At 66.0% G+C, this 26,315-nt stretch carries 29 protein-coding genes and 1 pseudogene; 17 read left to right on the top strand and 13 right to left on the bottom strand.

All coding sequences use genetic code 11. The features are described from left to right. The first annotated feature begins 107 nt into the window (after positions 1-107). The 6 genes from B6S44_RS23090 (at position 108) to B6S44_RS23065 (ending at position 5,487) form a co-directional block, all read left to right on the top strand. Positions 108-791, top strand: a complete 684-nt coding sequence (locus B6S44_RS23090; protein WP_206735229.1) for a winged helix-turn-helix transcriptional regulator — start codon at positions 108-110, stop codon at positions 789-791. Beyond that, positions 788-1,174, top strand: coding sequence for a DUF488 domain-containing protein (locus tag B6S44_RS23085; RefSeq protein WP_129159239.1), 387 nt, complete (start codon positions 788-790; stop codon positions 1,172-1,174). Before B6S44_RS23090 ends, B6S44_RS23085 begins: the two co-directional genes overlap by 4 nt. Positions 1,175-1,253: 79 nt before the next feature. Then, on the top strand, positions 1,254-2,195 hold the full coding sequence (locus B6S44_RS23080; RefSeq protein WP_129159238.1) for a PLP-dependent cysteine synthase family protein: 942 nt from the start codon (positions 1,254-1,256) through the stop codon (positions 2,193-2,195). A 48-nt stretch (positions 2,196-2,243) separates the two neighbouring features. Then, complete coding sequence (gene trpA / locus B6S44_RS23075; protein WP_129159237.1) at positions 2,244-3,110, top strand: tryptophan synthase subunit alpha; 867 nt, start codon at positions 2,244-2,246, stop codon at positions 3,108-3,110. A gap of 126 nt (positions 3,111-3,236) precedes the next feature. Beyond that, on the top strand, positions 3,237-4,136 hold the full coding sequence (gene accD, locus B6S44_RS23070; protein ID WP_129159236.1) for an acetyl-CoA carboxylase, carboxyltransferase subunit beta: 900 nt from the start codon (positions 3,237-3,239) through the stop codon (positions 4,134-4,136). 28 nt (positions 4,137-4,164) lie between these two features. Further along, entirely contained in the window at positions 4,165-5,487 is a 1,323-nt protein-coding gene (locus B6S44_RS23065; RefSeq protein ID WP_129159235.1) for a bifunctional folylpolyglutamate synthase/dihydrofolate synthase, read from the top strand. Here the strand turns inward: B6S44_RS23065 and B6S44_RS23060 are convergent, their stop codons facing one another. Then, the gene (locus B6S44_RS23060; RefSeq protein ID WP_129159234.1) at positions 5,488-5,907 is read right to left on the bottom strand and encodes a type II toxin-antitoxin system VapC family toxin; all 420 of its coding nucleotides are present in this window, start codon (positions 5,905-5,907) and stop codon (positions 5,488-5,490) included. Further along, entirely contained in the window at positions 5,907-6,164 is a 258-nt protein-coding gene (locus B6S44_RS23055) for a type II toxin-antitoxin system Phd/YefM family antitoxin (RefSeq protein ID WP_129159233.1), read from the bottom strand. Before B6S44_RS23055 ends, B6S44_RS23060 begins: the two co-directional genes overlap by 1 nt. A 79-nt stretch (positions 6,165-6,243) precedes the next feature. Here B6S44_RS23055 and B6S44_RS23050 point away from each other — a divergent pair, with 79 nt between their 5' ends. Continuing rightward, the gene (locus tag B6S44_RS23050) at positions 6,244-6,657 is read left to right on the top strand and encodes a hypothetical protein (protein ID WP_129159232.1); all 414 of its coding nucleotides are present in this window, start codon (positions 6,244-6,246) and stop codon (positions 6,655-6,657) included. An 8-nt stretch (positions 6,658-6,665) separates the two neighbouring features. After that, complete coding sequence (locus B6S44_RS23045) at positions 6,666-7,517, top strand: aldo/keto reductase (protein WP_129159231.1); 852 nt, start codon at positions 6,666-6,668, stop codon at positions 7,515-7,517. Between the two features lie 120 nt (positions 7,518-7,637). On the opposite strand, the gene B6S44_RS23040 is transcribed toward B6S44_RS23045, so the two are convergent. Both B6S44_RS23040 and B6S44_RS23035 read right to left on the bottom strand, forming a co-directional pair. Continuing rightward, positions 7,638-8,573, bottom strand: a complete 936-nt coding sequence (locus B6S44_RS23040) for an acetamidase/formamidase family protein (protein WP_129159230.1) — start codon at positions 8,571-8,573, stop codon at positions 7,638-7,640. A 22-nt stretch (positions 8,574-8,595) separates the two neighbouring features. Next, entirely contained in the window at positions 8,596-9,690 is a 1,095-nt protein-coding gene (locus B6S44_RS23035) for a DMT family transporter (protein WP_164985929.1), read from the bottom strand. A 211-nt stretch (positions 9,691-9,901) separates the two neighbouring features. On the opposite strand from B6S44_RS23035, the gene B6S44_RS23030 reads away from it, so the two are divergent. Further along, positions 9,902-11,029, top strand: coding sequence for an AbrB family transcriptional regulator (locus B6S44_RS23030; protein ID WP_248309728.1), 1,128 nt, complete (start codon positions 9,902-9,904; stop codon positions 11,027-11,029). 6 nt (positions 11,030-11,035) lie between these two features. On the opposite strand, the gene B6S44_RS23025 is transcribed toward B6S44_RS23030, so the two are convergent. Beyond that, positions 11,036-11,836, bottom strand: coding sequence for a WecB/TagA/CpsF family glycosyltransferase (locus tag B6S44_RS23025; RefSeq protein ID WP_129159228.1), 801 nt, complete (start codon positions 11,834-11,836; stop codon positions 11,036-11,038). Positions 11,837-12,189: 353 nt separating this feature from the next. On the opposite strand from B6S44_RS23025, the gene B6S44_RS23020 reads away from it, so the two are divergent. From B6S44_RS23020 to B6S44_RS23010, 3 genes are all read left to right on the top strand, one after another. Then, positions 12,190-13,647, top strand: a complete 1,458-nt coding sequence (locus B6S44_RS23020; RefSeq protein WP_129159227.1) for an undecaprenyl-phosphate glucose phosphotransferase — start codon at positions 12,190-12,192, stop codon at positions 13,645-13,647. A 101-nt stretch (positions 13,648-13,748) separates the two neighbouring features. Next, positions 13,749-14,495: an SDR family NAD(P)-dependent oxidoreductase gene (locus B6S44_RS23015; protein WP_129159226.1), complete on the top strand. Its 747-nt coding sequence runs from the start codon at positions 13,749-13,751 to the stop codon at positions 14,493-14,495. 69 nt (positions 14,496-14,564) lie between these two features. After that, positions 14,565-15,824 carry an allantoate amidohydrolase gene (locus B6S44_RS23010; RefSeq protein WP_129159225.1) on the top strand — a complete coding sequence of 420 codons (1,260 nt, stop codon included), beginning with the start codon at positions 14,565-14,567 and terminating at the stop codon, positions 15,822-15,824. 3 nt (positions 15,825-15,827) lie between these two features. Here the strand turns inward: B6S44_RS23010 and B6S44_RS23005 are convergent, their stop codons facing one another. Beyond that, entirely contained in the window at positions 15,828-16,736 is a 909-nt protein-coding gene (locus tag B6S44_RS23005; protein ID WP_129159224.1) for a protein-methionine-sulfoxide reductase heme-binding subunit MsrQ, read from the bottom strand. Positions 16,737-16,864: 128 nt separating this feature from the next. On the opposite strand from B6S44_RS23005, the gene B6S44_RS23000 reads away from it, so the two are divergent. Next, positions 16,865-17,476, top strand: a complete 612-nt coding sequence (locus B6S44_RS23000; protein WP_129159223.1) for an HAD family hydrolase — start codon at positions 16,865-16,867, stop codon at positions 17,474-17,476. Positions 17,477-17,583: 107 nt separating this feature from the next. Here the strand turns inward: B6S44_RS23000 and lepA are convergent, their stop codons facing one another. Both lepA and B6S44_RS22990 read right to left on the bottom strand, forming a co-directional pair. Next, positions 17,584-19,389, bottom strand: a complete 1,806-nt coding sequence (lepA, locus tag B6S44_RS22995; protein ID WP_129159222.1) for a translation elongation factor 4 — start codon at positions 19,387-19,389, stop codon at positions 17,584-17,586. A 61-nt stretch (positions 19,390-19,450) separates the two neighbouring features. Next, positions 19,451-20,218: a YiiX/YebB-like N1pC/P60 family cysteine hydrolase gene (locus B6S44_RS22990; RefSeq protein ID WP_129159221.1), complete on the bottom strand. Its 768-nt coding sequence runs from the start codon at positions 20,216-20,218 to the stop codon at positions 19,451-19,453. 241 nt (positions 20,219-20,459) lie between these two features. On the opposite strand from B6S44_RS22990, the gene B6S44_RS22985 reads away from it, so the two are divergent. Both B6S44_RS22985 and B6S44_RS22980 read left to right on the top strand, forming a co-directional pair. Continuing rightward, complete coding sequence (locus tag B6S44_RS22985; protein WP_129159220.1) at positions 20,460-21,005, top strand: GNAT family N-acetyltransferase; 546 nt, start codon at positions 20,460-20,462, stop codon at positions 21,003-21,005. Positions 21,006-21,039: 34 nt separating this feature from the next. Further along, positions 21,040-22,137, top strand: a complete 1,098-nt coding sequence (locus B6S44_RS22980; RefSeq protein ID WP_129159219.1) for a helix-turn-helix transcriptional regulator — start codon at positions 21,040-21,042, stop codon at positions 22,135-22,137. A 35-nt stretch (positions 22,138-22,172) separates the two neighbouring features. Here the strand turns inward: B6S44_RS22980 and B6S44_RS22975 are convergent, their stop codons facing one another. Continuing rightward, positions 22,173-22,616, bottom strand: coding sequence for a MarR family winged helix-turn-helix transcriptional regulator (locus B6S44_RS22975; RefSeq protein WP_129159218.1), 444 nt, complete (start codon positions 22,614-22,616; stop codon positions 22,173-22,175). Positions 22,617-22,779: 163 nt separating this feature from the next. On the opposite strand from B6S44_RS22975, the gene B6S44_RS22970 reads away from it, so the two are divergent. Further along, complete coding sequence (locus B6S44_RS22970) at positions 22,780-23,205, top strand: anthrone oxygenase family protein (RefSeq protein WP_248309727.1); 426 nt, start codon at positions 22,780-22,782, stop codon at positions 23,203-23,205. Here B6S44_RS22970 and B6S44_RS22965 read toward each other — a convergent pair. The 3 genes from B6S44_RS22965 to fdxA all read right to left on the bottom strand — a co-directional run bounded on the left by B6S44_RS22965 (position 23,184) and on the right by fdxA (position 24,787). After that, complete coding sequence (locus B6S44_RS22965) at positions 23,184-23,426, bottom strand: DUF3297 family protein (RefSeq protein WP_129159216.1); 243 nt, start codon at positions 23,424-23,426, stop codon at positions 23,184-23,186. The genes B6S44_RS22970 and B6S44_RS22965 overlap by 22 nt on opposite strands. A 197-nt stretch (positions 23,427-23,623) precedes the next feature. Continuing rightward, positions 23,624-24,397, bottom strand: a complete 774-nt coding sequence (locus B6S44_RS22960; protein WP_129159215.1) for a ferredoxin--NADP reductase — start codon at positions 24,395-24,397, stop codon at positions 23,624-23,626. Positions 24,398-24,457: 60 nt separating this feature from the next. Beyond that, entirely contained in the window at positions 24,458-24,787 is a 330-nt protein-coding gene (fdxA, locus tag B6S44_RS22955) for a ferredoxin FdxA (protein WP_057189024.1), read from the bottom strand. A 151-nt stretch (positions 24,788-24,938) separates the two neighbouring features. On the opposite strand from fdxA, the gene B6S44_RS22950 reads away from it, so the two are divergent. Beyond that, entirely contained in the window at positions 24,939-26,135 is a 1,197-nt protein-coding gene (locus tag B6S44_RS22950; RefSeq protein WP_129159214.1) for an amidohydrolase family protein, read from the top strand. A 77-nt stretch (positions 26,136-26,212) separates the two neighbouring features. Here the strand turns inward: B6S44_RS22950 and B6S44_RS22945 are convergent. Beyond that, positions 26,213-26,315: pseudogene (locus tag B6S44_RS22945) on the bottom strand (IS110 family transposase); the annotation flags it as partial.

The following is a 26,315-nucleotide window of genomic DNA, read 5'->3' as shown; positions in this document are numbered from 1 at the left end:
CTCCGAAAGTAGTGATATCACTACATTTATGGCCATTGCCCATCGCAACGCAAGTGCGGTCCGGATTTCGGACCGCATCGATGCCTGGCCCATGCTAGGCTGGCGCCATGACCAGCTATGGCCAGTTCTGCGCGATGGCGCGCGCCCATGAGATGCTCGGCGGGCGCTGGACGCTGCTGATCGTCCGCGAGATCCTGTGCGGCGCGGGCCGTTTCAACGATATCCGGCGCGGCATCCCGCGGATATCCAAGACCATGCTGTCTGAGCGATTGCAGGCGCTGGTCGCCGCCGGTGCGCTTCGTCGCAGCGACGGGGCCGCCGGTCCCGACTACGCGCTGACCGAAGCCGGGCTGGAGCTCGCCGAGTTGGTCAAGGCGATGGGCGTCTGGGGCCAGCGCTGGCTGCCGCGCCATCCCGACGCCGAAGACCTGGATCTCGAGCCGGTTCTGACCGACATGCAGCGGCGCGTGCGCTTCGCAGCGCTACCGGACGAGCCGCTGGTCGTCCGCTTCGAGATCGCCGGCCATCCGCTGCGCTTTCTGCTGCTCAAGCGCGCGGAAGCCTCGTTCTGCAGCCAGAATCCGGGCTTTCCTGAAGCGCTCACCTTGCGCGGCCCGCTCCCCGCGCTGGTCGCCTGGTGGCGCGGCGATGTCAGCTTTTCCGGAAGCAACCGGCTCGGGCTTGCCCTCTCGGGGCCACGCGAGTTGACCCGGGCCTTTCCCGACTGGTTCGAGCGCTATCTCTTCGCCGGCGTCGCGCCGGCGCGCAGTGATGAAAGGGCCAGCGCATGAGCGCCCGCATCGTCCGTCTCGGCAGCGAGCGCGATCCCGGCGAGGGCACGCGTATCGGCACAGTCCGGCGCGTGCCGCGCGGCGTGCCGAAGGAGCGCTATGCCAGCGAGAACTGGTTCGACGTCTGGTTCCCGGTGCTGTCGCCGACGCCGGAACTGATGGCGCAGGCCAAGGCCGCCGAGAGCGAGAAGGACTGGGCCGGCTTCACCCGCGCCTTCAAGGCCGAGATGGCCGAACCTGCGCCGCGCCATGCGCTCGACCTGCTCGCGACCCTGTCGCATGGTGCCGATTTCTCGGTCGGTTGCTATTGCGAGGACGAGGCGCATTGCCACCGCTCGGTACTGCGGGCGCTGCTGACGGAACGCGGGGCGAAGTTCGCCTGAGGGCGGTCCGGATTTCGGACCTGACCGGATGCGGCTTTCGGGCGAGAAGGCGAAAAGCCCTCGCATTGAAGGACCGCCGATGACCCAGAAGACCATCCTCGACCGCATCGGCAACACTTCGCTCGTGCCGCTGCGCCATGTCGTGCCCGCCAATGGCGCCCGCATCCTGCTCAAGCTCGAAAGCGAGAACCCGACCGGGAGCATGAAGGACCGGATGGCGCTCGCCATGATCGATGCGGCCGAAGCGGATGGGCGGCTAAAGCCCGGCGGCGCGATGGTCGAATACACCGGCGGCAGCACCGGGGTCTCGCTGGCGCTGGTCTGCGCGGTGAAGCGCTACCCGCTCCATATCGTCACCTCCGACGCCTTCGCCCGCGAAAAACTCGACCATATGGCGATCCTCGGGGCGAAGCTGACGATCCTCCCGAGCGAGAGCGGCAAGATGACCGGGAAGCTGACCCGCGACATGATCGCGACAGCCGGCGCGATCGCCGGGGAAACCGGCGCTTTCTGGACCGACCAGATGAAGAACCGCGACCAGCTTTCCGCCTATGAGGTGATGGCAGCGGAGATCTGGGAGCAGACGAGAGGCGTCATCGACGGCTTCGTCCAGAGCGTCGGCACCGCCGCCTCGCTGCGCGGCATCGCCGCCGGCCTGCGGGCCCGAAAGGAAACCATCCGCATCACCGCGGTCGAGCCGGCGGAATCGCCGGTGCTCTCCGGCGGCGTGCCTGGCGCGCACAAGATCGACGGGATCGGCGCCGGCTTCGTCGTACCGCTCTGGCAGGATGATGTCGCCGACGCGATCGAGCGGGTCTCAACGCAGGAGGCGCAGGCGATGGCGCTCCGGCTGGCGCGCGAGGAGGGACTATTCGCGGGGCTCTCCACCGGCGCGAACGTCATTGGTGCCCTGAAGCTTGCCGAGAGGCTCGGTCCCAGCGCGACGGTGGTCAGCGTGATGTGCGACACCGGCATGAAGTATTTCGGCAGCTACCGCGCCGCGCTGGCTGTCCCGGGCTGAACCGGCGCCCTCTCGCCAGCCGAGCGCGGCCATGCTAACCGCTCCGGCATGACTGAGACCGGACAAGCCCGCATCGAAGCCCGCTTTGCCGCCTGCGCCAGGGATGGCCGGGCAGCGCTCGTGACCTATGTCACTGCCGGAGACCCCGATTTCGACACCGGTAGCGCGATCCTGAACGCCTTGCCCGCAGCCGGGGCCGACATCATCGAGCTCGGCGTGCCTTTCACCGACCCGATGGCCGACGGTGTGCCGGTCCAGCTTGCCGGCCAGCGCGCCCTCAAGGCCGGGCAGACGCTACGCAAGACGCTCGCCATGGTCGCGGCCTTCCGCAAGGCCGGGAACGACACGCCGATCGTGCTGATGGGTTACTACAACCCGATCTGGGCCTATGGCGTCGACGCCTTCCTCAAGGACGCTCGCACCGCCGGGATCGACGGGCTGATCGTCGTCGACCTGCCGCCGGAGGAAGACGAAGAACTCTGCCTGCCGGCGCTCGCCGCGGGCGTGAGCTTCATCCGCCTGGCGACGCCGACCACCGACGACAAGCGCCTGCCGCGCGTGCTGCAGAACACCTCCGGCTTCGTCTACTATGTCTCGATGACCGGCGTGACCGGTGGCGCGATCGCGAATTATGACGCGGTCGGCGCGGCGGTCGGCCGGATCAAGCAGCATACGAAGCTGCCGGTCGCGGTCGGCTTCGGCGTCAAGACGCCGGCGGATGCGATCGCGATCGCCAAGGATGCCGACGGGGTGGTCGTCGGCTCGGCCCTGGTCGAGCGTGTCCGGCTCTCGCTCGATGCCGACGGCAAGGCCACGGAAAAGACGGTTTCGGCTGTCACCTCGCTGGTCGCCGAGCTCGCGGCTGGCGTCCGCTCGGTCGTGAGAGCCGGATCGTCTCAGGCTCTTTCAGCCTGAGACGTGAATCCGTCTCTCCAACTTTAGTGAGAGCATGATGTCGTCCGAAAACCGCTTCGCACTTTTCGGCATCGTGCTCGGCCGCGGCCTGAGCCATTCGCGGCTCCGCAATTCAAGGATGATCCGATGAACTGGATTTCCGAAGTCGTCCGTCCGCGCATCAAGACGCTGTTCAAGCGCGAGACCCCTGAGAACCTCTGGATCAAGTGCCCGGATTCCGGGCAGATGGTCTTCCATAAGGATGTCGAGGCCAATGGCTTCGTCATTCCCGGCTCCGACCACCATATGCGCGTCACCGCGCAGGACCGTTTGCGGCTGACCTTCGACGAAGGCAAATGGCTCGACGTGCCGCTTCCGGAGGCGGTGACCGACCCGCTGAAGTTCCGCGACGAGAAGCGCTATGTCGATCGGCTCAAGGACGCCCGCGCCAAGACCGGCGCGACCGACGCCTTCAAGGTCGGCTATGGCCGCGTCCAGGGCCTGCCGATGACGATCGCGGTGCAGGATTTCCACTTCATGGGCGGTTCGCTCGGCATGGCTGCCGGCGAGGCCTTCATCAAGGGCGCCGAGACGGCGCTGGAGAAGAAGACCCCCTATGTCGTCTTCGCCGCCTCGGGTGGAGCGCGCATGCAGGAGGGCATCCTCTCGTTGATGCAGTTGCCGCGCACCACGGTCGCGACCCGGATGCTGCGCAAGGCTGGCCTGCCCTATTTCGTCGTACTGACCAACCCGACCACCGGCGGCGTCACCGCCTCCTATGCGATGCTGGGTGATGTCCAGATCGCTGAGCCGGGCGCGCTGATCGGCTTCGCCGGGCCCCGCGTGATCGAGCAGACGATCCGCGAGAAGCTGCCCGAGGGCTTCCAGCGCTCGGAATATCTCAAGGACCACGGCATGGTCGACATGGTCGTCCACCGCCACCAAATCCCGGCCACGCTGGCGCGGCTCGGCCGACTCCTGACCAAGCAGAAGCTGCCGGCCGCCGTCGCCCCCGAACCCGAGCCGCTGCCGGCTACCGCCGTCTGATAAACTTGCCGGCCGGAGCCGGTCCCGCATGAGCACATCCGACCTCCTGCTGGCGCGCTTCCTCGCGCTGCATCCCAAACTGATCGACCTCTCGCTCGGACGCATCTTGCGCCTGCTCGAACGGCTGGGCGATCCGCAAAAGAAGCTGCCACCGGTGATCCATGTCGCCGGCACCAACGGCAAGGGCTCGACCATCGCCTTCATGCGGGCGATCCTCGAAGCGGCCGGCCTGTCGGTCCACGTCTATACCTCGCCGCATCTGGTCCGCTTCCATGAGCGCATCCGGTTGGGACAACCCGGCGGCGGACGCTTCGTCGACGAGGCTGTGCTGGTCGAGGCGCTGGAGCGCTGCGAGCGGGTGAATGCCGGCGAGCCGATCACCTTCTTCGAGATCACCAACGCCGCCGCCTTCCTGCTCTTCTCCGAGCACAAGGCCGATGTCGTTCTGCTCGAAGTCGGGCTCGGCGGGCGCTTTGACGCGACGAACGTGATCGACCATCCCGCCTGCACCGTGGTGACGCCGGTTTCACTCGATCATTCCGAATATCTCGGCGACACCGTCACCAAGATCGCCGGGGAGAAGGCCGGCATCTTCAAGCGCGGCGCACCCGCCGTAATCGCCCCGCAGGAGCCGGAGCCGACCGCCGTACTCGAAGCGGCGGCCGAACGCGTCGGCGCCTCGAAGATCCTGATCGGGATGCAGGATTTCAACGTCCACGAGGATGGCGGGCGGCTGGTCTATGAAGACGGCGACGGCCTGCTCGACCTGCCGCTGCCGCGTCTCGCCGGGCGCCATCAGCATACCAATGCCGGTACCGCGATCGCGGCCCTGCGCGCCGCCGGCTATGGCGGCCTGCCGGCGAGCGCCTTCGAGCGCGGCATGACCGAGGCCGAATGGCCGGCCCGCCTGCAGAGGCTGGCGCGCGGCAGGCTTGCCGAGCTCGCGCCGACCGGTGCCGAGCTCTGGCTCGATGGCGGCCATAATCCCGATGGCGGCCGCGTGCTCGCCCAGGCGATGGCCGATCTCGAGGAGAAGAACCCGGCGCCGCTCGTGATGATCGCCGGCCTGCTCGCGACCAAGGATGCGCGCGCCACGCTCGGCCATTTCAAGGGGCTGGCGCAGGGCCTCTTCGCCGTCTCGATTCAGAACCAGCTTGCCGCGCGCTCGGCCGAAGAGGTCGCGGCGCTGGCGCGCGAAGCGGGCTTGAAGGCGGAGGTCGCAGGCTCGGTCGAGCAGGCCCTGCGCGAGATCGCATCACGGAGCTGGCCGGCGCCACCGCGCATCCTGATCTGCGGCTCGCTCTACCTCGCCGGCGAGGTGCTGGCGGCCAACGGCACGCCGCCGGTCTGATCAGGCAGAAGCGAGCCAGGGATTGAGGGTGGCGACACCGGACCGGGCGAAATCGGCGGTATTGCGCGTCACGACCGTCAATGCATGCACCTGGGCGGTCGCCGCGATCATCGCATCGCGTTCGGGGCGCGGATCGGGAATGTGCAATGCGGCGCAACGCAGAGCAGCCTCCGTATCGAAGGCCAGAATTCGCCCCTCGAACTGCGGCAGGATGCGCTTCCGCAGCCAGTCGCTGAAGAGTCGACCCTGCTGCGAATCGCGACGCTCCACCAGTAGGACTCCCTGCTCGATCTCAAGTACGCTTACAGCGGAGATGTAAAGGAGATCTGCTGGCGTGACCTGCGACCAGGCCCAAACGGTCGGGTTCGCTCGGTGAACCTTCCGGATTTCAGACAACACATTCGTGTCGAGCAGATACATTACTCGAAGTCGACCGGTTTGAAGCCCATCTTGTCGCCGAGCTTGGGTGGGTCGAAATCAAAATCGGCGCTCTCCGGGTCGCCGATCGCCTCAGCCAGGCTCAAACCCCTGCCGGTGAGCCGGCGGTATTCGGCAACGCTCAGCAGGACGTGTGAGGGCTGGCCGCGATCGGTGATGAAGACCGGACCGCGCTGAGCAGCCTTCTTGGCTCGCCCGACATCCTGATTGAACTCTCGACTGGACAAGGTCATCGGCATCCGCACACTCCTGCAGCCCCATAATGTAGATATGTTGCTACATTCTGCAAGTGAAGCCATGCGAGCCGAAGGAAGTCCGATGCCAATTCCCGGAATCGCCACGCTCGGCCTGATCCTGCTCTGCAGTGCGCTCGGTGGCTGCGTGACCTCGGGCGACCCCGCCGCTGACGGCATCGACCGCGCCGTCGCCGGCGAGCTCACCTTCATGCAGCAGACCTACATGACCATGGACAGGCGTTGCCGGCAGGTGAAGCGGCCGACCGCCGTGCTGACGCAGAAGCCGCAGCATGGCACGGTCCGGATGCTGACGCGCAAGGCCAAAGCGGTCTATGGCCCCGGCGCTTACGAGCATTGCGACGGCAAGGTCGGGAAAGCGCTGGCCTTCGAATACACCTCCGCTCCCGATTATCGCGGCCGCGACAGCTTCGCGGTGCGCGTGCGCTACTCGGACGGCGAAATCCGGCATGGCCGTTATGAGGTCGAGGTCCGCTGAACGACAGGATGAGCGCAATGACACAGGCTTTCGGCAAGGGTGGTCCAGCGGTCTCGCGGATCGGTCAGGGTACCTGGAACATCGAGCGCGCCCAGCGCAGCGAGGCAATCGCGGCGCTGCGGCGGGGGCTCGATCTCGGGCTCTCCCATATCGACAGCGCCGAGATGTATGGCGATGGCCGCGCCGAGGAGATCACCGGCGAAGCGATCGCCGGACGGCGCGACGAGGTCTTTCTGGTCTCGAAGGTGCTGCCGCACAACGCCTCCAAGGCCGGAACCCGCAAGGCCTGCGAGCAGTCACTGCGACGGCTCAGGACAGACCGGCTCGACTGCTACCTGCTGCACTGGCGCGGCTCATATCCGCTGGCCGAGACCTTCGCGGCGTTCGAAAACCTCAGGACCGAGGGCAAGATCCTGTCCTGGGGCGTCAGCAATTTCGACGTTGCCGATCTCGACGAGGCGCTGAAGCTCGCCGGCCCCGGCAAGGTCGCCTGCAACCAGGTCCTCTACCATCTGCGCGAGCGGGCGATCGAGCATGCGGTGATCCCATGGTGCGAGAAGAACGGCGTCGCCGTCACCGCCTACAGCCCGTTCGGGCAGGATGATTTTCCGGAGGATCGCTCGGCGCAGGGCGAGCTGCTGGCTGAGATCGCCAGCACCCATGGCGCGAGCCCGCGCCAGGTCGCGCTCGCCTTCCTGACGCGCAATCCGTCAGTCTTCGCGATCCCGAAGGCGGCCAAGGCCGGTCATGCGCAGGACAATGCCGGCGCGCTCGGGCTTCAGCTCAGCGATGACGATATCGCCCGGCTCGACGCCGCCTTCCCGCGCGGGCCAAAACCGCGCGGCCTGCCGATGCTGTAAGACCAAGCGTCATTCTCGGGCGCAGCGAAGCCGAGATCCGAGAATCTCGTGACGATAGGGCGCCGACTGACGCCTCTCTGGCCTGAGATGCTCGGGTCAAGCCCGAGCATGACGGGATGGTTACGCCACCAGGCTCTTCGGCAGCATGCAGTGGATGCCCTTGGAGCCGTTGACCGTCTGGGTCACGCGCAGATCGGCGGCGAGGCTGCAGAGCATATAGGCCTCGTCCCGCGTCAGCTTTGTCCGCGAGGTGATCAGGCCGATCATCTCGCGCAGCGCGTTCTCAGCGCAAATATCGAGATCGGGATCGATGCCCATGGTGATGTGGTGGGTCTTCGTCTCGCCGCGCGGCATGGCGAAGGACAGATCCTCGCGCAGATGGAATTCGAAGGTGCCTTCCAGCGCCGTCTCGATCGCAGTGATACAGACCTCGCCATCTCCTTGCGCGCCATGGCCGTCGCCGCAGGAGAACAGCGCCCCCTCGATAAAAACCGGCAGATAGAGCGTCGCGCCGGCGCCCAATTCCTTGTTGTCGAGATTGCCGCCGAAGGCGCGCGGGATCAGCGAGGTCACCCGGCCCCAATGTGCCGGCGGCGCCGTGCCCATCACGCCGAAGAAGGGCGCAAGCGGCAATTCCATGCCCCAGGGCAGGTTCGCGACGTTCCGCTCGAGGTCGAGATGAATGTAGCGGAAGGCGTGATAATCGAATTCGTCCGGCAGCGTACCGCCGAGCGGGCGGAACATGGTGTAGCCGAAATCGGTGCGCGGCCTGACGCTCCTGATCTGCACCTCCAGCACCTGGCCGGGCCTGGCGCCCTTCACCGCGATCGGGCCGGTGAGAATATGGCCGGGCACCATGCGCTCGGCCTTTTCATGGATCTCGTGGATCTCCGGTGGGATCGTCGCGTTGCCTTCCGGCAGATGGGCGGGGCCGCCTGTGACCGTGCGGATGGTGACGCTGTCGCCGCTCTCGATCTCCAGAACCGGCTTCAGCCCGGCATCGAAATAGCCCCAATGGCAGGTGGCGAGGGAGGCATCGAGCTGATGATGCGTCATGGGCGTCTCGTGGCTTTCAGCGTCAGGGCGGGGTGGACAGGTCGGCGCCGAGCCGGCCGCGGGCATTGCGGCGCATGGTGTAGAGCGTCGCGCCGATGACGATGGCAGCACCGATGAGCGTCGTCAGCGTCGGGATCTCGGCGAAGAAGACGAAGCCGGTGAAAACAGCCAGGATCAGGCGGCTGAAATCGAGCGGCGCCAGCGCCGACGCCTCGCCGACCTGATAGGCCTTGGTGATCAGCCATTGCCCGGCGGTGCCGAACAGGCTGAGCAGCACCAGCCAGAACCATTGCTCGGCTGTCGGCCAGACCCAGAGCGCCCAGGCCGGCCAGGCGAGGACGACCATCAGCACCAGGCCCTGATAGATCAGGATCGTCTCGGTCCGCTCGCTGGTGCCGAGGATGCGCACGCTGATGGTGATGCCGGCGCCGAACAGCGCGCCGCAAAGCGACATCAGCGCCCAGAAGTTCAACCCATCGGCCGACGGGTTGAGCATGATCAGCACGCCGGCAAAGCCGAGGACGGTCGCGACCCAGCGCGCCCTGTCGACGCGCTCCTTCAATATCAGCACGGCGGCGACGGTGACGAACAGCACCTGGCTGAAGCTGATCGAGGTCGCCTGGGCCAGCGGAATGTGGATGAGCGCGCTGAAACCGCAGAGCATCGAGGCCAGCGTGATCAGGCCACGGAAGATCTGCAGGCCCGGCCGATCCGTCTTCAGCGCCTGCTTCAGGCTGCGGCCGGCAATGGCGACGATCACGGCGCTCATGATGATCTGACGGATCATCAACGTCTCGACCAGCGGGATCGCCGTGCCCAAATGTTTGAAGGCGCCGACCATCACCGCGTAAACCAGCAGCGCGGTGATCATGTAGACGGTGCCGCGCAGGTTGGGGCTCGCCCTGCGCCACCACAGGCCGGCGCGATTGCGGCGGGTCGCGAGCCAGCCCTCGCGAGACGGAGTGGAGAGAACCGGCGGCAACGGTCGATCAGGCCGGCGCGATTCGGGAGGCTCTGCCGAACTGCCGTCCTCGTCACGCGAAACAGGCAACGCTTCGGCCACGCCTATGCCTTCGCTGCCGCGACCGGTCGCTTCCGAAAGGCGGTCTTCGCTCATGGCTGCCCCGAGCCGGGCGGAAGACGCCGACGGCCTATCAGATATCTGCAGGACTCCACTCTCGCTGGTTTTCCGCCCGTTCGTCAGTGGCTTGCGAGCATGGCGGGGTTGCCGCCACATCCGTCCGCTCCGCCAAGAGGGCAAAGGCGTCATGCCGACAACGCCCTGTCATCGCCATGCGGATGGCGTATAGCAGCGCCGTGACGGTGCCATGCGTATGCGTCTCAGGGAGATGATCGGGGCGATGCGGGATCTGCTGAGGGATGCGGTCAACGGCATCAGCGAATTGTCGCCGCGCCGCTTTCCCTGGCGCCGTTTCCTGTTCGCCCTCGCGCTCGGCACGCTCGGTGGCTGGCTCTTCGCCTATTACCGCCTGCCGCTGCCCTGGATGCTGGGCTCGATGGTGTTCTGCACTGCGGCTGCGATCGCCCGCACGCCGGTGGCAGCGCCATCAGTGATCCGCCCGCCGATGTCGGCGGTGATTGGCGTGCTGCTGGGCTCGGGCTTCAAGCCGGAGATCGTCGCGCAGATGCCGAACTGGCTGCCGACGCTCGGCGGGCTCGTGCTGTTCATGGTCGCCTGCGGCCTGTGCTGCGTCACCTATTTCCGCCGCGTCGCCGGCTACGATCCCGTCACCGCCTTCTTCTCCGGCATGCCGGGCGGCCTCGTCGAGATGGTGATCACCGGTGAGGAGAAGGGCGGCGATGCCCGCACCATCGCGCTGATCCATTCCGCCCGCATCCTGCTGGTGGTGATGACGCTGCCCTTCATCGTGCAATGGCTCGAAGGTGTCTCGCTCGGCATAAACCGCAACCAGGGCCCGTCGATGTTCCAGACCTCGGCGCTGGGCTGGTTCTGGCTGGTCGCCAGCGCGATCGCCGGTGTGATGCTCGCCCATGCGTTGCGGCTGCCGGCGAAGCAGTTGCTCGGGCCGATGCTGGTCTCGGCCGTCGTGCACCTCGTCGGACTCAGCGATTCCGTGCCGCCCTACGAGATCGTCAACGTGGCGCAGCTGATCCTCGGCGTCACCATCGGCTGCCGCTTCGTCGGCACCCCGCCGCAGGCGATCCTGCGCATCCTCCTGCTCTCGCTCGGCTCGACCGTGATCCTGGTCGTGCTGACCCTGGTCTTCGCCTTCGCGGTGGCGCATGTCTCGAGCTACAAGCCGGTGCCGCTGATCCTGGCCTACTCGCCCGGCGGCCTCGCCGAGATGAGCCTGATCGCGCTGGCGCTGCACACGGAAGTCGCCTTCGTCGCGGCCCATCACATCATCAGGGTCTTCCTGGTGATGATCGGCGCCGGCCCGCTCTTCGGCGTCATCGTCGGGAAGAAATCCTAGGCGCTCTCAGGCGCTGCGCCCTGCCAGCTTCTGGCGCAGCACGCGCATCAGGAAGGCGGGATTGCCGACGACATAGCGCCGCCAGAGCCGGCGCGGCTCGAGCCAGAGCCGATAGATCCATTCCAGCCGCAGGGCGCGCACTGTTTCCGGCGCCCGTGCCACCTCGCCGGCGAGGAAGTCGAACAGTGCGCCGATCCCGGCCGCGACCGCGCAGTGGCGGGCATCGATCCGGTCGGCGATCCACTGCTCCTGCCGCGGATTGCCGAAGGCGACCAGCAGCAGATCGGGCCGAGCGTGCGCGAGCCGCGCCAGCAGGGCGGTCTCCGTTTCCGCTTCGAAATAGCCATGGCTCAGCACTGCGAAGCGATGCTGCGGGTAGTCGGCGCGCAGCCTCGCAGCAGCGCGCTCGGCGACGCCCGGCTTGCCGCCGAGCAGCATCACCGAGAGCGGCCGCCTGTAGGCGGCGAGGATCGCCGGCGTGAAGTCGGTGCCGTTGAGATTGGCGGGGAATGTCGTGCCGTAGAGCAGGCGCGAGGCGATATCGACGCCGATCCCGTCGGGCAGGACCAGGAAGCCGGCGAGAAGCTCGCGCAAGCCGGCATCGCGCGCGGCGATATTGACGAGATTGGCGTTGCAGTAGGCCAGATGCAGATGGCCGCCGCCATCGAAAGCATGGCCGACCAGTGCGAGCGCCTCGTCGTGCGTCAGCGCTGCCACCGGAACGCCGGCGATGTCGCGGCGCGGCGGTTCGGGCGGGGCGGAATGGGCGGCCCGTCGCTGCGAAGATTGGAAGAGAACGACGTTCATCTCGATCGCTGCTGGCGCACACGTCGCCATGCTGACGGCGTAGGCTGTTGTCTTCGTTGCGTTTCTTGCCAGGGTCAAGCGAAACCCCGCCATAGGATGAACGCTGTCTTTCCCTGATCGGAGAGAGGGTCTTGTCGCTCCGCTGCCCCGCTGTCCCGCGGGTTGTTCCGTAATGGGACGCCTTCGGTCAAGCTCCATTTGAAACTGACTCGATCGGGCTGATTTCAGCGCATTTTCCGCGAAACGAGCTTCATGCCTCTACGGCATCGCCCTTGCCACCTCGACGGGTGAGGCGGCCTTTCGGCGCATCCCCTGTGCCGAATCCGGACTGCCCATGACCGAGCGAGCGCGGCATGATGAGCGTCAACGATCTGAACTATGAAGTCACTACGGCAGCCGACCAGCGCGCCAATGTGCTGCGCCACTGGATCGGCCTGATCACCGCGCTGGTCGATGCGGTGACCGTCCTGACCGTGGTCGGCGGCACCTCGATCGTCTATCACTTCGTCGCCTATCGCCATCTCGGCAACGACAAGGTCACCGTCGAGCTCGCCTCGATGATCGCTGCGATCTTCGTCTTCACCAATCTGATGCGTGGTCGCTACCGGCTGGAGAACTACCTCTCGACCAAGGGCCAGATCACCTCGGCCTTCACGGTCTGGAACCTGGCGATGATCGCCTTCGTCGCCATCGTCTTCATGGCCAAGGTCAACGACCAGTATTCGCGCGCCGTCGTCCTCGTCACCTATGTCGCCGGCGTGCCGCTGATCGCGCTCGCCCGCTCGGCGATCGTGCGCACCATCTCGATGGCCTCGAAGACCGGCAGGATCACCTCCGAGCGGGTCTTCCTGATCGGCCGCGAGAGCGAGGTGATGTCCTTCGTCTCGCGCCACCAGCCCTGGAACATCGGCTTCTCTATCGTCGATGTCGCCTTCCTGCGCAGCAATGATTCGCGCCGGATCAACGATCCCGCCGCGGCTCTCGCCGCCGACCTCGCCACGGCCTCGGCCAGGGCCCGTGATCTCAAGCCTGACGCCGTCTTCATCGCCCTGCCCTGGTCGGATCAGGAGACGATCGACGCCTGCATCGACGCCTTCATGAACTTGCCGGTGGCGATCCACCTGACGCCGGAGCGCGTCATGGACCGGTTCGACAATCCGCATATCGTGCGGATCGGCTCGCTCGCCTCGCTCAGGCTGACGCGCCCGGCCCTGTCCTTCGCCCAGATCCTGTTCAAGCGCGTCTTCGACGTCTTCGCCGCGAGCGCGATCCTCATGCTGAGCCTGCCGGTTCTGCTGCTCGTCGCGATCGCGATCAAGCTCGACTCGAAGGGCCCGGTGCTGTTCCTGCAGCGCCGCTACGGCTTCAACCAGGAGCCCTTCCGAATCTTCAAGTTCCGCACGATGACGACGACGGACGATGGCGAAGTGGTCAAGCAGGCGACGCGCAACGATCCGCGCATCACACGAATCGGCGGTTTCCTGCGGCGCTACAATCTCGACGAGCTTCCGCAGCTCCTGAACGTGATCGCCGGGCAGATGTCGCTGGTCGGTCCGCGCCCGCACGCCCTCGCCCATGACCGGGAGTTCCAGCGCAAGATCGCGCTCTATGCGCGGCGCCACAACGTCAAACCGGGCATCACCGGCTGGGCCCAGGTCAACGGCCTGCGCGGCGAGACCGACACCGACGAGAAGATGGCCCGGCGCATCGCCTATGACCACTGGTACATCGACAACTGGTCGTTCTGGCTCGACCTCGGCATCCTGCTGCGCACCGTGTTCAGCCCAAGCGCCTTCCGCAATGCGCGCTGAGCAGCCTGCCTGACGCAACCCTCCCTTGAGCCACCGCGACTTTGCGGCGGATGGCTTTGCGCTAAAGTCCGCGCATAGTTCCAGGGAGGGGCGTGATTTCAATGAATCAAATCGATTTGAACGGCAGGGTCGCCATCATCACCGGCGGCGCGCAGGGTATCGGCCGTGCCGTTGCCGAACGTCTCGCTGCCAGTGGCGCCAAGGTCGCGATCTGGGATCTCGACGGCAAGCTCGCCAATGAGGCGGCGGCGGCGATCGGGCCGGCTGCGAGCGGGCTTGCGATCGACGTGACCGATGCCAAGGCGGTGAATGCCGCCGCCGCCGAGCTGGAGCAGCGCCATGGCAACGTCGACATCCTCGTCACCAGCGCCGGCATCGCCGGGCCGAACCTGAAGACCTGGGAATACCCGCTCGACGAATGGGCCAAGATCATGCGCCTCAATGTCGACGGCACGCTGCATTGCTGCCAGGCGGTGATCCCTGGCATGATCAAGCGCAATTACGGGCGCCTCGTGCTGGTCGCTTCGATCGCCGGCAAGGAGGGCAACCCCAACGCCTCGGCCTATTCGGCCTCGAAGGCGGCGGTGATCGCGCTGACCAAGTCGCTCGGCAAGGAGCTGGCCCAGCAGGACATCGCGGTGAACTGCATCACCCCGGCGGCCGCCCGCACCCGCATCTTCGACCAGATGAGCGAGGAGCATATCGGCTACATGCTGGCGAAGATCCCGCGCGGACGCTTCCTGCAGCCCGACGAAGTCGCCTCGATGGTCGCCTTCCTCGCCTCGGCCGAGAACAGCTTCACCACCGGCGCGGTCTTCGACCTCTCGGGCGGGCGCGCGACCTACTGACAGCCAAATCGATCCTGCCGCGCTAAAGCGGGCTGGCCATGCCCATGGCCGGCCCTTTAGGTTGATCCGATGACCACGACCCTGCCTTCTCCCGCCGTCCTCGGCGCCCGTGCCTTCGCCGCTCTCGCCGGCCTCAACCGGTTCAGCGATGAGCCGGGCAAGCTGACGCGGCTCTATCTCTCGCCGTCGCACCGGCAGGGCGCGGAATACGTCAAGGGTGCGATGGAGGTCTCGGGCCTGACCGCCTTCATCGATGCCGCCGGCTCGGTGCAGGGTCGGCGCGAAGGCGCCACACCCGGGCTACCGGCGGTGCTGATCGGTTCGCACATCGACACGGTCCGCGATGGTGGCCGCTTCGATGGCAATCTCGGCGTCGTCGCCGGCATCCTGGCGGCGCAGGCGATCCGCGACGCCGGCATCACGCTGCCCTTCGCACTCGAAGTCGTGGCCTTCGGCGACGAGGAGACGGTGCGCTTTCCGACCTCGTTATCGACGTCCTCGGCGCTGATCGGCCATTACGATCCGGCCTGGCTCGATTCGCGCGATGCCCACGGCGTGAGCTTACGCGACGCGCTCGTCGCCTTCGGCGGCGATCCTAGTGGGATCGCGGCACTCGCCCGCAAGCCCGGCTCGATCAAGGCCTATCTCGAAGTCCATATCGAGCAGGGCCCGGTGCTCGAAGCCGAGAACGAGGCGGTTGGCATCGTCACCACGATCAACGCCCAGAGCCGGGCCACCGTCCGCGTCACCGGCGAAGCCGGCCATGCCGGGACGGTACCGATGCGGCTGCGCAAGGATGCGCTGACCGCCGCCGCCGAGATGGCATTGGCGCTGGAGGAGATCGCCAGCGCGCATGACCAGGCGGTCGGCACGGTCGGCGTGCTCCGGCCCGATCCTGGCGCCACCAATGTCGTGCCGGGCGCTGCCGACTTCACCATCGACTATCGCGCTCCATTGGGCGAGACCGTCGCCAGCATGGAGCAGGCGATCCAGAAGCGCTTTAGCGAGATCGCCACCCGGCGCGGCGTCGGGCTCAGCATCACGCCCTATTCGCGCGAGGATGCGACGCCGATGGCGCCCGAGCTGCAGGAAGCGCTGGCCACCGGCATCGCCCGCACCGGCTCCAACCTCTCGGCGCGGCGGCTGCCCTCCGGCGCCGGTCACGACGCCATGACGATGGCGCGGCTCTGCCCCTCCGCCATGCTGTTCGTGCGCTGCGAGAAGGGCATCAGCCATTCGCCACTGGAGAACATGACCGAGCTCGACGCCGGCATCGCCATCCGCGTGCTGATCGAGACCATCCTGGAACTGGCGCGGCGCGAAGGCTGAGGCTCAGCCGCCCGCGGCCTCGGAGGCCATCGCCGGGCGGCGCTGGCGCCGCTCCGGCTTCGGTGCCGGCTTGCGGAAGAGGTGCACGACCGCGAGCCCGAGTCCGACGAGCGCGACCCAATGGCCCGGCCTCAGCGCCGTCCAATCCTGATAAACGACGATGTCGGCATTGGCCTGGAAGATCAGCCAGGCCGAAGCGCCAGTGGCGAAGGCATACCAGGCGGTTTCGGCTAAAGCGGTGGCAAGGCCGACGCCAAGCCCCGTCAGCGCCAGCGACGTGAAGCTCAGCGGAACTTTGAACCGATTGAGGCCGCGGTAAGCGATCAGCAGCGCGAACAGCCCGCTCAGCAGCACGGGCTGGGTGACGTCGATCTTCGACTGCAGCGCAAAATGAAACAGGCCGAGGCAGGCGATCAAATAGACGAGATTGTGCAGGCGCTGCCAGCGGCCCGAGCCGAGCCGGCGGATCATGCCGTCGGTCGAGGTGATGCCGAGCACGACGAGGCCGATGAGCGCGGTGATGCCGACGACGAGATAGAAGCGCTTGACGATCTCGGAGAGGATCAGGCCCCAGTCGAAGGCGAGGTCGATGCAGTACAAGGTGAGATGGCCGAGCGCATAGGCCAATACGGAGAGGCCGAGCATGCGGCGGATGCCGATCAGCTTGTTCCAGTCGAGGATACGGCGCAAAGGCGTCACCGCGAGCGTGATCACAAGGATGCGCAGCGCCCAGGTTCCGGTATCGTGCACGGCCTGCGTCCAGGGCTTGGAGCCGAGCTGATGGCTCCAGGCCTGCCAGGCTAGGATCAAGGCAGGGACGAGCACGAGCGCGAAGCAGCCGGCCCGCAGCGCCGAGAAACGCCCCTGCCGGTCGTTCCAGGGCCAGTAGCTACCTATTGCTGCCGAAGTCATCCGTTAGCGCCTTTGCTGATCCTTTACGCGAATACGCCAAAAGCCTTGTGAAGGTTACGCGCGTCCGTGCACAAGGACGTGAGTTGCATCAGCCGCGTCGATGCACGCCTGACTGGAGAAGCCTACCGATGCCTACCAATCGCAAGGTCGTGTTCGATGTCGGCAACGTCCTGTTGCGCTGGGATCCGTTCCATCTCTATCGCGACCTGATCCCCAATGACGAAAAGCGCAGCTGGTTCCTGCAGAACGTCTGCACATCGGCCTGGAACCTGGAACAGGACCGCGGCCGACCCTGGACCGAGGCCGTGGCGTCATTGATCGCCGCCCACCCGGAATGGGAAGCCGAGATCAAGGCTTTCGACGAGCGCTGGCACGAGACCGTTCCGGGCACGATCGAGGACAGCGTCGCGGTGCTGGCCGATCTCAAGGCCAAGGGCGAGCAGGTCTACGCCATCACCAATTTCTCGCGCGAGAAATGGGCGGAATGCCTGATCCGCTTCCCCTTCCTGCAGAGCTTCGACGGCGTGATCGTCTCGGCGCATGAGCGGCTGCTCAAGCCCGATCCGGCGATCTACAACGTATTGCTGGAGCGCTACGGACTGAGCGCCGGCGAGTGCATCTTCGTCGACGACAGCGGCAAGAACGTCGAGGCCGCCCGCTCGGTCGGCATGCAGGCGGTACACTTCGTCGAGCCGATTGACCTGCGAGCCGAACTGCGCGGATTGGGGGCGGCCATCTGAACGTCATGCTCGGGCTTGACCCGAGCATCTCAGGCAGGAGGAGACCCCCGCAGGGCGCCTTCTTCGGGATGAGATTCTCGGGTCAAGCCCGAGATTGACGCCATCGCTCAGTCGTCCATCTTCAGCGCGGCGATGAAGGCTTCCTGCGGGATCTCGACGCGGCCGAACTGCCGCATCTTCTTCTTGCCTTCCTTCTGCTTGTCCAGGAGCTTGCGCTTGCGCGAGGCGTCGCCGCCATAGCACTTCGCGGTGACGTCCTTGCGCAGCGCCCGGATCGTCTCGCGGGCGATGATCTTGCCGCCAATGGCAGCCTGGACCGGAATCTGGAACATATGCGGCGGGATCAGCTCCTTGAGCTTCTCGCACATCGCCCGGCCGCGGGCGTCGGCGCGCGAGCGATGAACCAGCATCGAGAGCGCATCGACCGGCTCGGCATTGACCAGGATCGACATGCGCACGAGGTCGCCCTCGCGATAGTCGGTGATGGCGTAGTCGAAGGAGGCATAGCCCTTCGAGATCGACTTCAGCCGGTCGTAGAAGTCGAACACCACCTCGTTCAGCGGCAGGTCGTAGACGACCTTGGCGCGCGAGCCGACATAGTTGAGGTCGATCTGCAGGCCGCGCCGGTCCTGGCAGAGCTTCAGCACCGAGCCGAGATACTCGTCCGGGGTGAAGATCGTCGCCCGGATCCAGGGTTCCTCGATGAGCTCGATCTTCATCACGTCCGGCATGTCGGCCGGGTTGTGCAGTTCGAGCGTCGAGCCGTCGCGCAGCTTGAGATGGTAGACGACCGAGGGCGCGGTCGAGATCAGGTTGAGGTTGAACTCGCGCTCGAGCCGCTCCTGAATGATCTCCAGATGCAGCAGGCCGAGGAATCCGCAGCGGAAGCCGAAGCCGAGCGCGGCGCTCGTCTCCATCTCATAGGAGAAGCTGGCGTCGTTCAGGCGCAGCCGCGACATGGCGCTGCGCAGCACCTCGAAATCGGCGGCGTCGACCGGGAAGATGCCGCAGAACACCACCGGCTGCACCGGCTTGAAGCCCGGCAGCGGCTCGGCGATCGGCTTCTTGTCGTCGGTGATGGTGTCGCCGACGGCGGTATCGGCGACCTCCTTGATCGAGGCGGTGAAGAAGCCGACCTCGCCAGGGCCCAGTTCCTTCACTTCGAGCATCTTGGGCTTGAACACACCGACGCGGTCGACGCCATAGACGGCGTTGGCCCGCATCATCCGGATCGTCATGTTCTTCTTGAGCACGCCGTCGATGATGCGCACCAGCACGACGACGCCGAGATAGGCGTCGTACCAAGAGTCGACCAGCAGCGCCTTGAGCGGGGCTTCGAGGTCGCCCTTCGGCGCCGGCAGCTTCTTGACGATCGCTTCGAGCACGCCCTCGATGTTGAGGCCGGTCTTGGCCGAGATCGGCACCGCCTCGGACGCGTCGAGGCCGATCACGTCCTCGATCTGCTGCTTGATCCGCTCCGGCTCGGCCGCGGGCAGGTCGATCTTGTTGAGGACCGTGACGATCTCGTGGTTGGCGTCGAGCGCCTGGTAGACATTGGCGAGCGTCTGCGCCTCGACGCCCTGCGAGGCGTCGACCACCAGCAGCGAGCCCTCGCAGGCCGCCAGCGAGCGCGAGACCTCATAGGCGAAGTCGACGTGCCCGGGGGTGTCCATCAGGTTGAGAATATAGGTCTTCCCATCCTCGGCCAGATAATCCAGCCGGACGGTCTGCGCCTTGATGGTGATACCGCGCTCCTTCTCGATATCCATCGAGTCGAGGATCTGCTCGCTCATGTCGCGCGCCGCGACCGTGCCGGTCTGCTGGATCAGCCGGTCGGCGAGGGTCGACTTGCCGTGGTCGATATGCGCCACGATCGAGAAATTGCGGATGTTGTCGAAACTGCGGGTGCTCATGCGCGCGCCATAGCAGTGCGCGCCCCTTGCGCCAAGGGTGCGAGGCAGATCGACTGCCGTTTCACTCTGCCGCGAGCAGGCGCTCCTGCGCCCAATTCAGCCGCTTATAGTCGAAACCGGCCTCCAGGGTCGGCTTCACCACGGAGAAATAGGGCGAGATGTCGAAATCGCGCGGCATATAGAGCGAATGATGCCGGATGTGCAGGATCTCCTCGAAATCCTGCTCATCCATCGCACTGGCATATTCGACGGTCGGCAACACCGGATAGCGCGCCGCCTCGAAGGCCTGGGCGATCAGGGTCGAGCAGATCGCCCGTGTCGGATCGCCGGAGCCCAGCGCGATCATGCGGCGACGGAAACCGGCTGGTGCCCAGGGAATAGGAATCAGCCAGCGCGCCAGGTCGAGGATGTTCTTGAGGTCATACTGCGTGCCGAGCCGCTCGAGCACATAGTCGACGGCGATCTGGCGGCCTTCCCGATCGAGGGCCTGGGGCCGGCAGATGCGGGTGCCGAAGGCACCATATTTCGACAAGGGCGACAGCACGCAGCCGACATCCATCTCGACTTCGGCGAGGACGAGCGGTTCGCCCTCGGGGCTGAACCGGCCGGTGTCGCCGACATAGAGCGCCGCATGCGACCAGGTCGACTGGGTCAGATACTTGATCGCCGCCGAGACCTTCATGTGGCCTTCGACCAGCAGCACGTCGCCGGGTCTCAGCGCAGCCTTCAGGCGGGCCAGTGCCTTGCCGTCGACCGGGCCGCTCTGCGGCTTGCCGCGCGTGATGAAGCGGACCACCGACCGGCCGACGTATTCCAAGCCCCTGTTCATCGACGCCTCCCCTTGCGCCCGCGCCGTTTCCGGCGTCTTCCGGCCCTGAGCAAAACATGAGCCCGTGACTTTTTCGGAAATCACCTGCCGGATTTGGGCCTGAGAGACCGGAATTCGCCAAACGTCGTAAAATCCGGGTTGACGGCGGAGCGGAGTGGCCGGGCTTACCGCAATCTACTATAATGGAATCAATCTTGCATAGTAGGTATTGCCGCCAGCCGGCGGCGCGCGGAGGCGAAGCATGACGGAGTTGGACAGCGTGACGATCGAACAGCTCGACGGGGACGCAGCGCTGGCCGCCATCCCCGATCTAACCGAGATCCTGCATGACGCCGTCGCCAACGGCGCCTCGGTCGGCTTCATGGAGTGGAACACGCAGGACGATTTCGAAGGCTTCTGGCGCGGCGTCGCGGCCGAGGTCACAGCCGAACGCATCCTGCTCTTCGTCGCACGCGACGAGAGCGGCATCGTCGGAACAGCTCAGCTCCATCCAACGGCCAAGCCGAACCAACCGCACCGGGCCGAGATCGCCAAGGTATTGGTGGAGTCCCGGGCACGGCGCCGCGGCATCGGCGAGGCGCTGATGCGGGCGGCGGAGGCTGCCGCGCTGGCGCTGGGGCGCGACCTCCTCGTGCTCGACACCGACGAGGCGGGCGCGGCGCGGCGCCTCTACAACCGTCTCGGCTGGACCGAGGTCGGCACCATCCCGCGCTATGCGCTGATGCCGGACGGACGCGATTGCGGCTCGACCTTCTTCTACAAGACGCTTTCGCGAGAAGCATGCTAGCTATGGTTGCACGTTCTGCGAGAGGGAGACCCGATTGCCATTCGGCGATGGATACGAGGCGCTGATCGACGGTCTCTATGAGGCCGCCGTGATTCCCGAGCGATGGCAGGGTTGGCTCGAGGGGCTGGCACGCGATTGTGACGCGACGGCAGCGCTGTTCTCCCGGATCGGCGAGGCGCGCCTGTCGGTCGTCAGCACGAGCGACACGTTCAAGGAGATGTGGGACGAGATCTGGCTCGCCCAGGGCGGCGCGCAGAACGAGCGCACCAAGCGGGCCATCGCCTTTCAGCACGCCGGCTTCATCACCGACGGTGACGTCTTTGCCCCCGGCGAGGCCGAACAATTGCCCCTCTATAGCGACTTCCTGATTCCGCGCGGCTACGGCTCCGGCGTCGCGACCGCGATCAGCATCCCGTCGGGCGATTTCGCGATGGTCAATCTCGAAAAACCCTTCGCGGACGGACCGTTTCCCCGGACGGTCGTCGCGGCGCTCGACCGGGTCCGGCCCCATCTGGCGCGGGCGGCCTTGATCGCCAATCATCTGGAGGTCGAGCGCGCGCGCAGCGCAGCCGCAGCGCTGGAGCTGATGCGCCTGGCCGCAGCGGTACTCGGCAAGGGCGGCCGGATTCTCGCCGCCAACAGCCTTCTCACGCGACTGATGCCATCTGCCATCGAGGACCTTCCCTCGCGCCTGAAGCTGACCGATGCCGGCGCCGATGCGCTTTTCGCGACCGCTCTGGAGGCGCTGAGCCGAGGCGGGCAGATGGCTGCGGTCCGTTCGATCCCGATGCGGGCGCGCAATGACTTGCCGCCGATCATCTTTCACCTCGTCCCGATCAAGGGCGCAGCCCACGACCTGTTCAGCCAGGCGACCGCGATCCTCGTCGCAACTCCGCTGGTCCAGGCCAAGGCACCGTCGGCCGACCTCGTCGCCGGCCTCTTCGACCTCAGTCCGTCGGAAGCGCGGCTCGCTGCGCTGATCGCAGGTGGCCACGCCCCGCGCGAGGCGGCGGCCGCGCTCGGCTGGACCGAAGGGACGGCCCGCACCACGCTGAGGCAGGTCTTCGCCAAGACAGGCGTGACCCGCCAGGCCGAGCTCGAGGGATTGCTTCGCGGCGCCGTGCCGAGCTGACGTCGACCAATGCCGCCTCTCGTTGCGTCGCTGACTTAACCGAGCTCTGCACTGCGCGTGAGCGCACCGACGATGCGGCGCAAGCCGGAGAGGACAGCCTCACGCTCGTCGTCGGAGAAGCCGGCCAACGCCCGCGCATTGACGCCCTTCGCGGCGGCGAGCGCCGGTTCCTGCAGCGCCCGCGCCCGTGACGTGAGCTGAATGCGACGGGCACGGGCATCGGCCTGGTCGGGCCGGCGCTCGATCAGGCCGTCGCGCTCCATGCGGGCCAGTGTCGCCGCCATGGTCGCCTGCTCGACATCGAGCCGGCCGACCAGGTCTTTCTGCGTCAGCCCCTCCTCGCGCCAGAGCTCGAGCAGCACCATGAACTGCGCCGGGGCGAGGCCGAGCGGGCGCACCGCCTCGGCCAGTTCGCGTGCGAACAGGCGGGCGACATGGTTGGCGAGGTAGCCGGCGGAGCTGGTCTTGAAGCTGGTCATGAGGTCTGATTCGGCGAGATTGCAATCGGACAGCATGCTATGCAATAATGAATAGCATGCTGTTTATTTTGAGGAGGCGACCATATCCGAATCCAGTCTCGATGCGACCACGCAACGCCGCGGCATTTCCGCCATCGGCCTCGCCGCGCTGATCCTGGCGACATTGTTCGCCGGTGCGGCGTTCTACATTCTCGTCGCCGAGCAGCCGGCGCGCCTCGCGCTCGCAGACGCCCCGCTGCTGCGGCACTGGCAGGAGAGCTATCCGCGCGCGGCGCGGATGCAGGCCGGGCTCGCGGTGTTGGCGAGCCTTGTTGGGGTGCTAGCGTTCTGGCGGATGCGACATCCGCTCTGGCTCGCCGGCGCAGCACTGATGCTCGCCAATCTGCCCTTCACCCTGATCGTGATCGCGCCGGTGAACGATGCGCTGCTGGCGCTCGGCCCAGAGCAGGCGGGGGCGGCAAGCCGGGCCCTGATCGAGCGCTGGGCAGCGCTTCACGCTGTGCGGGCGGGTCTTTCGGTGCTGGCGATCGCCGCCTTCGCGCTGGCGATCGCCCGCGGCGGCGAGTCTCACTCGGCCTTGCGGAAATAGGGCTCGACCGTGCCCTTGAGCTTGATCGTCATCGGATTGCCATGGCGGTCCTTGGCATTGCCGGCGGTCAGGCGGACCCAGCCCTCGCTGACGCAGTATTCCTCGACATTGGTCTTTTCGGCGCCTTTGAAGCGGACGCCGATATCTCTCGCGAGCAGCTCCTCGTTGTAGAACGGGCTGTTGGGATTGGAGGACAGCCGGTCGGGCAAGGTCTCGGTCATGGCGCTACTCGTCGGTCGAGGTGATTTGCCGGACAGGTAGCAGGCCGTGACGCGTTCGGCAAAAAGCCGCTGCACGCGTCATGCTCGCCCTCGTGGCGAGCATCCACGTCTTGAACACCGCACGCGATCAGGGACGTGGAGACATGGATGGTCGGGACAAGCCCGACCATCACGGAAAATGCGGTTGGAGACGTGCCTCAGCGCTCGGCGAAAGCCTTCTCGATGACGTAGTCGCCGGCCTCGCCGTGATTGCCTTCCTCGAGGCCCCGCTCGTCGAAGATCTGCCTGAGGTCGACCAGCATCTGCGGGCTGCCGCAGAGCATGAAGCGGTCGCCGGCGGGGTCGAACGGCCCCATGCCGGTATCGCTGAAGAGCTGGCCGGAGGTGATGAGATCGGTGATGCGGCCGCGATTGCGGAAGGGCTCGCGGGTCACTGTCGGATAATAGATGAGCTGCTCGCGGATCATCTCGCCGAGGAACTCGTCGTTCGGAAGATCCTGCTGGATACGCTCGCCATAGGCGAGCTCCGAGACCTGGCGGCAGCCATGGACGAGAACGACCTTCTCGTAGCGCTCATAGGTCTCGGGATCGCGGATCAGCGACAGGAACGGGGCGAGGCCCGTGCCGGTACCGAGCAGGAACAGGCGCTTGCCGTCCTTGAGGTTGTCGAGCACCAGCGTGCCCGTCGCCTTCTTGCCGATGATGATCGGGTCGCCGACCTGGAGGTTCTGCAGGCGCGAGGTCAGCGGACCATCCGGCACCTTGATCGAGAAGAACTCGAGGTTCTCGTCGTAATTGGTGCTGGCGACGCTGTAGGCGCGCAGCAGCGGCTTCTCGCCGACCTTGATCCCGATCATCGTGAACTGGCCGTTCTTGAAGCGGAAGGTCGTGTCGCGGGTCGTCGTAAAGCTGAAGAGCGTATCGGTCCAGTGATGGACTGAGAGCACGCGCTCCTCGTAAAAATTGCTCATCTCATCGATCCTCAGATAGTCTAGCGATTTAGCAGATTATCGGATGCAGGCCACCCAATATCACATTGCCGGACGTTCGGAAAGTAGGTCGATCTTGTCCGGTATTCCCTTCCAGTCGTCGGCATCGGCCGGCGGCTCACTCTTCTGCGTAATATTCGGCCAGAGCGGCGCTAGGCGCGCATTCAAGGTCAGCCACTGCTCAGCTCCATCGGCGCCGTCGGCGACGATCGCCTCGGCGGGGCATTCCGGCTCGCAGACGCCGCAGTCGATGCATTCGTCCGGATGGATGACGAGCATGTTCTCGCCCTCATAGAAGCAGTCGACCGGGCAGACCTCGACGCAATCCATGTATTTGCAACGGATGCAGGCGCTGGTGACGGCGTAAGGCATGCACGATCCTTGCTGCTTGACAGCCGGGTCCGAACGGGGCAGAAATTCATTCGTATACAAACAATATGTCGCGTCCCGCCACGCTTGTCAATCGGGCTTCCGGCGCTGAGGATGGCGGCAGATTTCGGCAACGGACGACAGGGCGGATACGATGGCTGAACAGCAGGCGACGACGGTCAGCAGCACCCATAAGCTGGTGGTGAAGAATATCGGCCTGATGCTCTCCGGCGACATCGAGCGTCCGATCCTCGAAGCCGACACGCTCATCGCCATCGGCGGCCGGATCGCCGCGGTCGGTCGCTTCAAGGATCTCGACACCGACCAGGCCGACACTGTGATCGACGCCAACGGCACGGTGCTCTCACCCGGCCTGATCGACAGCCATGTCCACCCGGTCGCCGGCGACTGGACGCCGCGCCAGAACCAGTTCGGCTGGATCGATTCGACCATGCATGGCGGCGTCACCACCATGATCTCGGCCGGCGAGGTCCACACACCGGGCCGGCCGAAGGACATCGTCGGCCTGAAGGCGATGGCGATCTATGCGCAGCGTGCCTTCACCGCCTTTCGCCCCGGCGGCGTCAAGGTCCATGCCGGCGCACCGGTGATCGAGCCCGGCATGGTCGAGCAGGACTTCAAGGACCTGGCCGATGCCGGCGTGAGATTGCTCGGCGAGGTCGGGCTCGGTGGCGTCAAGGACGGCGCACGCGCCAGGGAGATGGTCGCCTGGGCCCGCAAATACGGGATCCAATCGACCATCCACACCGGCGGCCCTTCGATCCCCGGCTCCGGCCTGATCGGCGCCGACGTCGTGCTCGAGGCCGATACCGACGTTGTCGGCCATATCAATGGCGGCCATACCGCTTTGCCGGACAAGGAGATCCGCTGTATCTGCGAGGGCTGCAAGCGCGGCCTCGAACTGGTCCATAACGGCAATGAGCGCGCCGCGCTCTACACCCTGCGCGTCGCCCGCGAGATGGACGAATTGCAGCGCGTCATCCTCGGCACCGACGGACCGGCGGGCTCGGGCGTGCAGCCGCTCGGCATCGTCCGCATGGTCTCGATGCTGTCTTCGCTCGGCGACGTTCCGGCCGAGGTGGCGTTCTGCTTCGCCACCGGCAACACCGCCCGGATGCGCAGCCTCGATTGCGGCCTGATCGAGGTCGGCCGCAGCGCCGATTTCGTCTTCATGGACAAGGCCCAGCACTCGGCCGGCACGAGCTTCCTCAACTCGATCCAGCTCGGCGATCTGCCCGGCATCGGCATGATCGTGATCGACGGCATCGTCCGCAGCGGCATCAGCCGCAACACCCCGCCGGCGGAGAAAATCCCGTCGGTGGCGCATTGAGCGCTCGACAGACGAGACGCCGGCGGAATCCCCTCTCCTGAAAGGAGAGGGGTAGGGGTGAGCGACTGTCTTGGTGGTCAAGCGTCTTGTTCGCGCCATGGTTGTTGGTCCCGGATGACGGCATTGAGGATCGTGACGAGTTTTCGGGCCGTCGCGATGATGGCGACGAGCTTTGGCTTT

The sequence above is a fragment of the Allobosea sp. Tri-44 genome (assembly GCF_004123845.1).
Taxonomy (GTDB): Bacteria; Pseudomonadota; Alphaproteobacteria; order Rhizobiales; family Beijerinckiaceae; genus Allobosea.
The sequence above is the reverse complement of the archived record's forward strand: the minus strand, read 5'-3'. Positions and strand labels throughout refer to the sequence as shown.

Excerpts from the sequence above, each read along its gene's own strand:
- B6S44_RS23090 (WP_206735229.1), top strand. The coding sequence starts at position 108 with ATGACCAGCTATGGCCAGTTCTGCGCGATGGCGCGCGCCCATGAGATG.
- B6S44_RS23085 (WP_129159239.1), top strand. The coding sequence starts at position 788 with ATGAGCGCCCGCATCGTCCGTCTCGGCAGCGAGCGCGATCCCGGCGAG.
- B6S44_RS23080 (WP_129159238.1), top strand. The coding sequence starts at position 1,254 with ATGACCCAGAAGACCATCCTCGACCGCATCGGCAACACTTCGCTCGTG.
- trpA (WP_129159237.1), top strand. The coding sequence starts at position 2,244 with ATGACTGAGACCGGACAAGCCCGCATCGAAGCCCGCTTTGCCGCCTGC.
- accD (WP_129159236.1), top strand. The coding sequence starts at position 3,237 with ATGAACTGGATTTCCGAAGTCGTCCGTCCGCGCATCAAGACGCTGTTC.
- B6S44_RS23065 (WP_129159235.1), top strand. The coding sequence starts at position 4,165 with ATGAGCACATCCGACCTCCTGCTGGCGCGCTTCCTCGCGCTGCATCCC.
- B6S44_RS23060 (WP_129159234.1), bottom strand. The coding sequence starts at position 5,907 with ATGTATCTGCTCGACACGAATGTGTTGTCTGAAATCCGGAAGGTTCAC.
- B6S44_RS23055 (WP_129159233.1), bottom strand. The coding sequence starts at position 6,164 with ATGCCGATGACCTTGTCCAGTCGAGAGTTCAATCAGGATGTCGGGCGA.
- B6S44_RS23050 (WP_129159232.1), top strand. The coding sequence starts at position 6,244 with ATGCCAATTCCCGGAATCGCCACGCTCGGCCTGATCCTGCTCTGCAGT.
- B6S44_RS23045 (WP_129159231.1), top strand. The coding sequence starts at position 6,666 with ATGAGCGCAATGACACAGGCTTTCGGCAAGGGTGGTCCAGCGGTCTCG.
- B6S44_RS23040 (WP_129159230.1), bottom strand. The coding sequence starts at position 8,573 with ATGACGCATCATCAGCTCGATGCCTCCCTCGCCACCTGCCATTGGGGC.
- B6S44_RS23035 (WP_164985929.1), bottom strand. The coding sequence starts at position 9,690 with ATGAGCGAAGACCGCCTTTCGGAAGCGACCGGTCGCGGCAGCGAAGGC.
- B6S44_RS23030 (WP_248309728.1), top strand. The coding sequence starts at position 9,902 with ATGCGTATGCGTCTCAGGGAGATGATCGGGGCGATGCGGGATCTGCTG.
- B6S44_RS23025 (WP_129159228.1), bottom strand. The coding sequence starts at position 11,836 with ATGAACGTCGTTCTCTTCCAATCTTCGCAGCGACGGGCCGCCCATTCC.
- B6S44_RS23020 (WP_129159227.1), top strand. The coding sequence starts at position 12,190 with ATGATGAGCGTCAACGATCTGAACTATGAAGTCACTACGGCAGCCGAC.
- B6S44_RS23015 (WP_129159226.1), top strand. The coding sequence starts at position 13,749 with ATGAATCAAATCGATTTGAACGGCAGGGTCGCCATCATCACCGGCGGC.
- B6S44_RS23010 (WP_129159225.1), top strand. The coding sequence starts at position 14,565 with ATGACCACGACCCTGCCTTCTCCCGCCGTCCTCGGCGCCCGTGCCTTC.
- B6S44_RS23005 (WP_129159224.1), bottom strand. The coding sequence starts at position 16,736 with ATGACTTCGGCAGCAATAGGTAGCTACTGGCCCTGGAACGACCGGCAG.
- B6S44_RS23000 (WP_129159223.1), top strand. The coding sequence starts at position 16,865 with ATGCCTACCAATCGCAAGGTCGTGTTCGATGTCGGCAACGTCCTGTTG.
- lepA (WP_129159222.1), bottom strand. The coding sequence starts at position 19,389 with ATGAGCACCCGCAGTTTCGACAACATCCGCAATTTCTCGATCGTGGCG.
- B6S44_RS22990 (WP_129159221.1), bottom strand. The coding sequence starts at position 20,218 with ATGAACAGGGGCTTGGAATACGTCGGCCGGTCGGTGGTCCGCTTCATC.
- B6S44_RS22985 (WP_129159220.1), top strand. The coding sequence starts at position 20,460 with ATGACGGAGTTGGACAGCGTGACGATCGAACAGCTCGACGGGGACGCA.
- B6S44_RS22975 (WP_129159218.1), bottom strand. The coding sequence starts at position 22,616 with ATGACCAGCTTCAAGACCAGCTCCGCCGGCTACCTCGCCAACCATGTC.
- B6S44_RS22965 (WP_129159216.1), bottom strand. The coding sequence starts at position 23,426 with ATGACCGAGACCTTGCCCGACCGGCTGTCCTCCAATCCCAACAGCCCG.
- B6S44_RS22960 (WP_129159215.1), bottom strand. The coding sequence starts at position 24,397 with ATGAGCAATTTTTACGAGGAGCGCGTGCTCTCAGTCCATCACTGGACC.
- fdxA (WP_057189024.1), bottom strand. The coding sequence starts at position 24,787 with ATGCCTTACGCCGTCACCAGCGCCTGCATCCGTTGCAAATACATGGAT.
- B6S44_RS22950 (WP_129159214.1), top strand. The coding sequence starts at position 24,939 with ATGGCTGAACAGCAGGCGACGACGGTCAGCAGCACCCATAAGCTGGTG.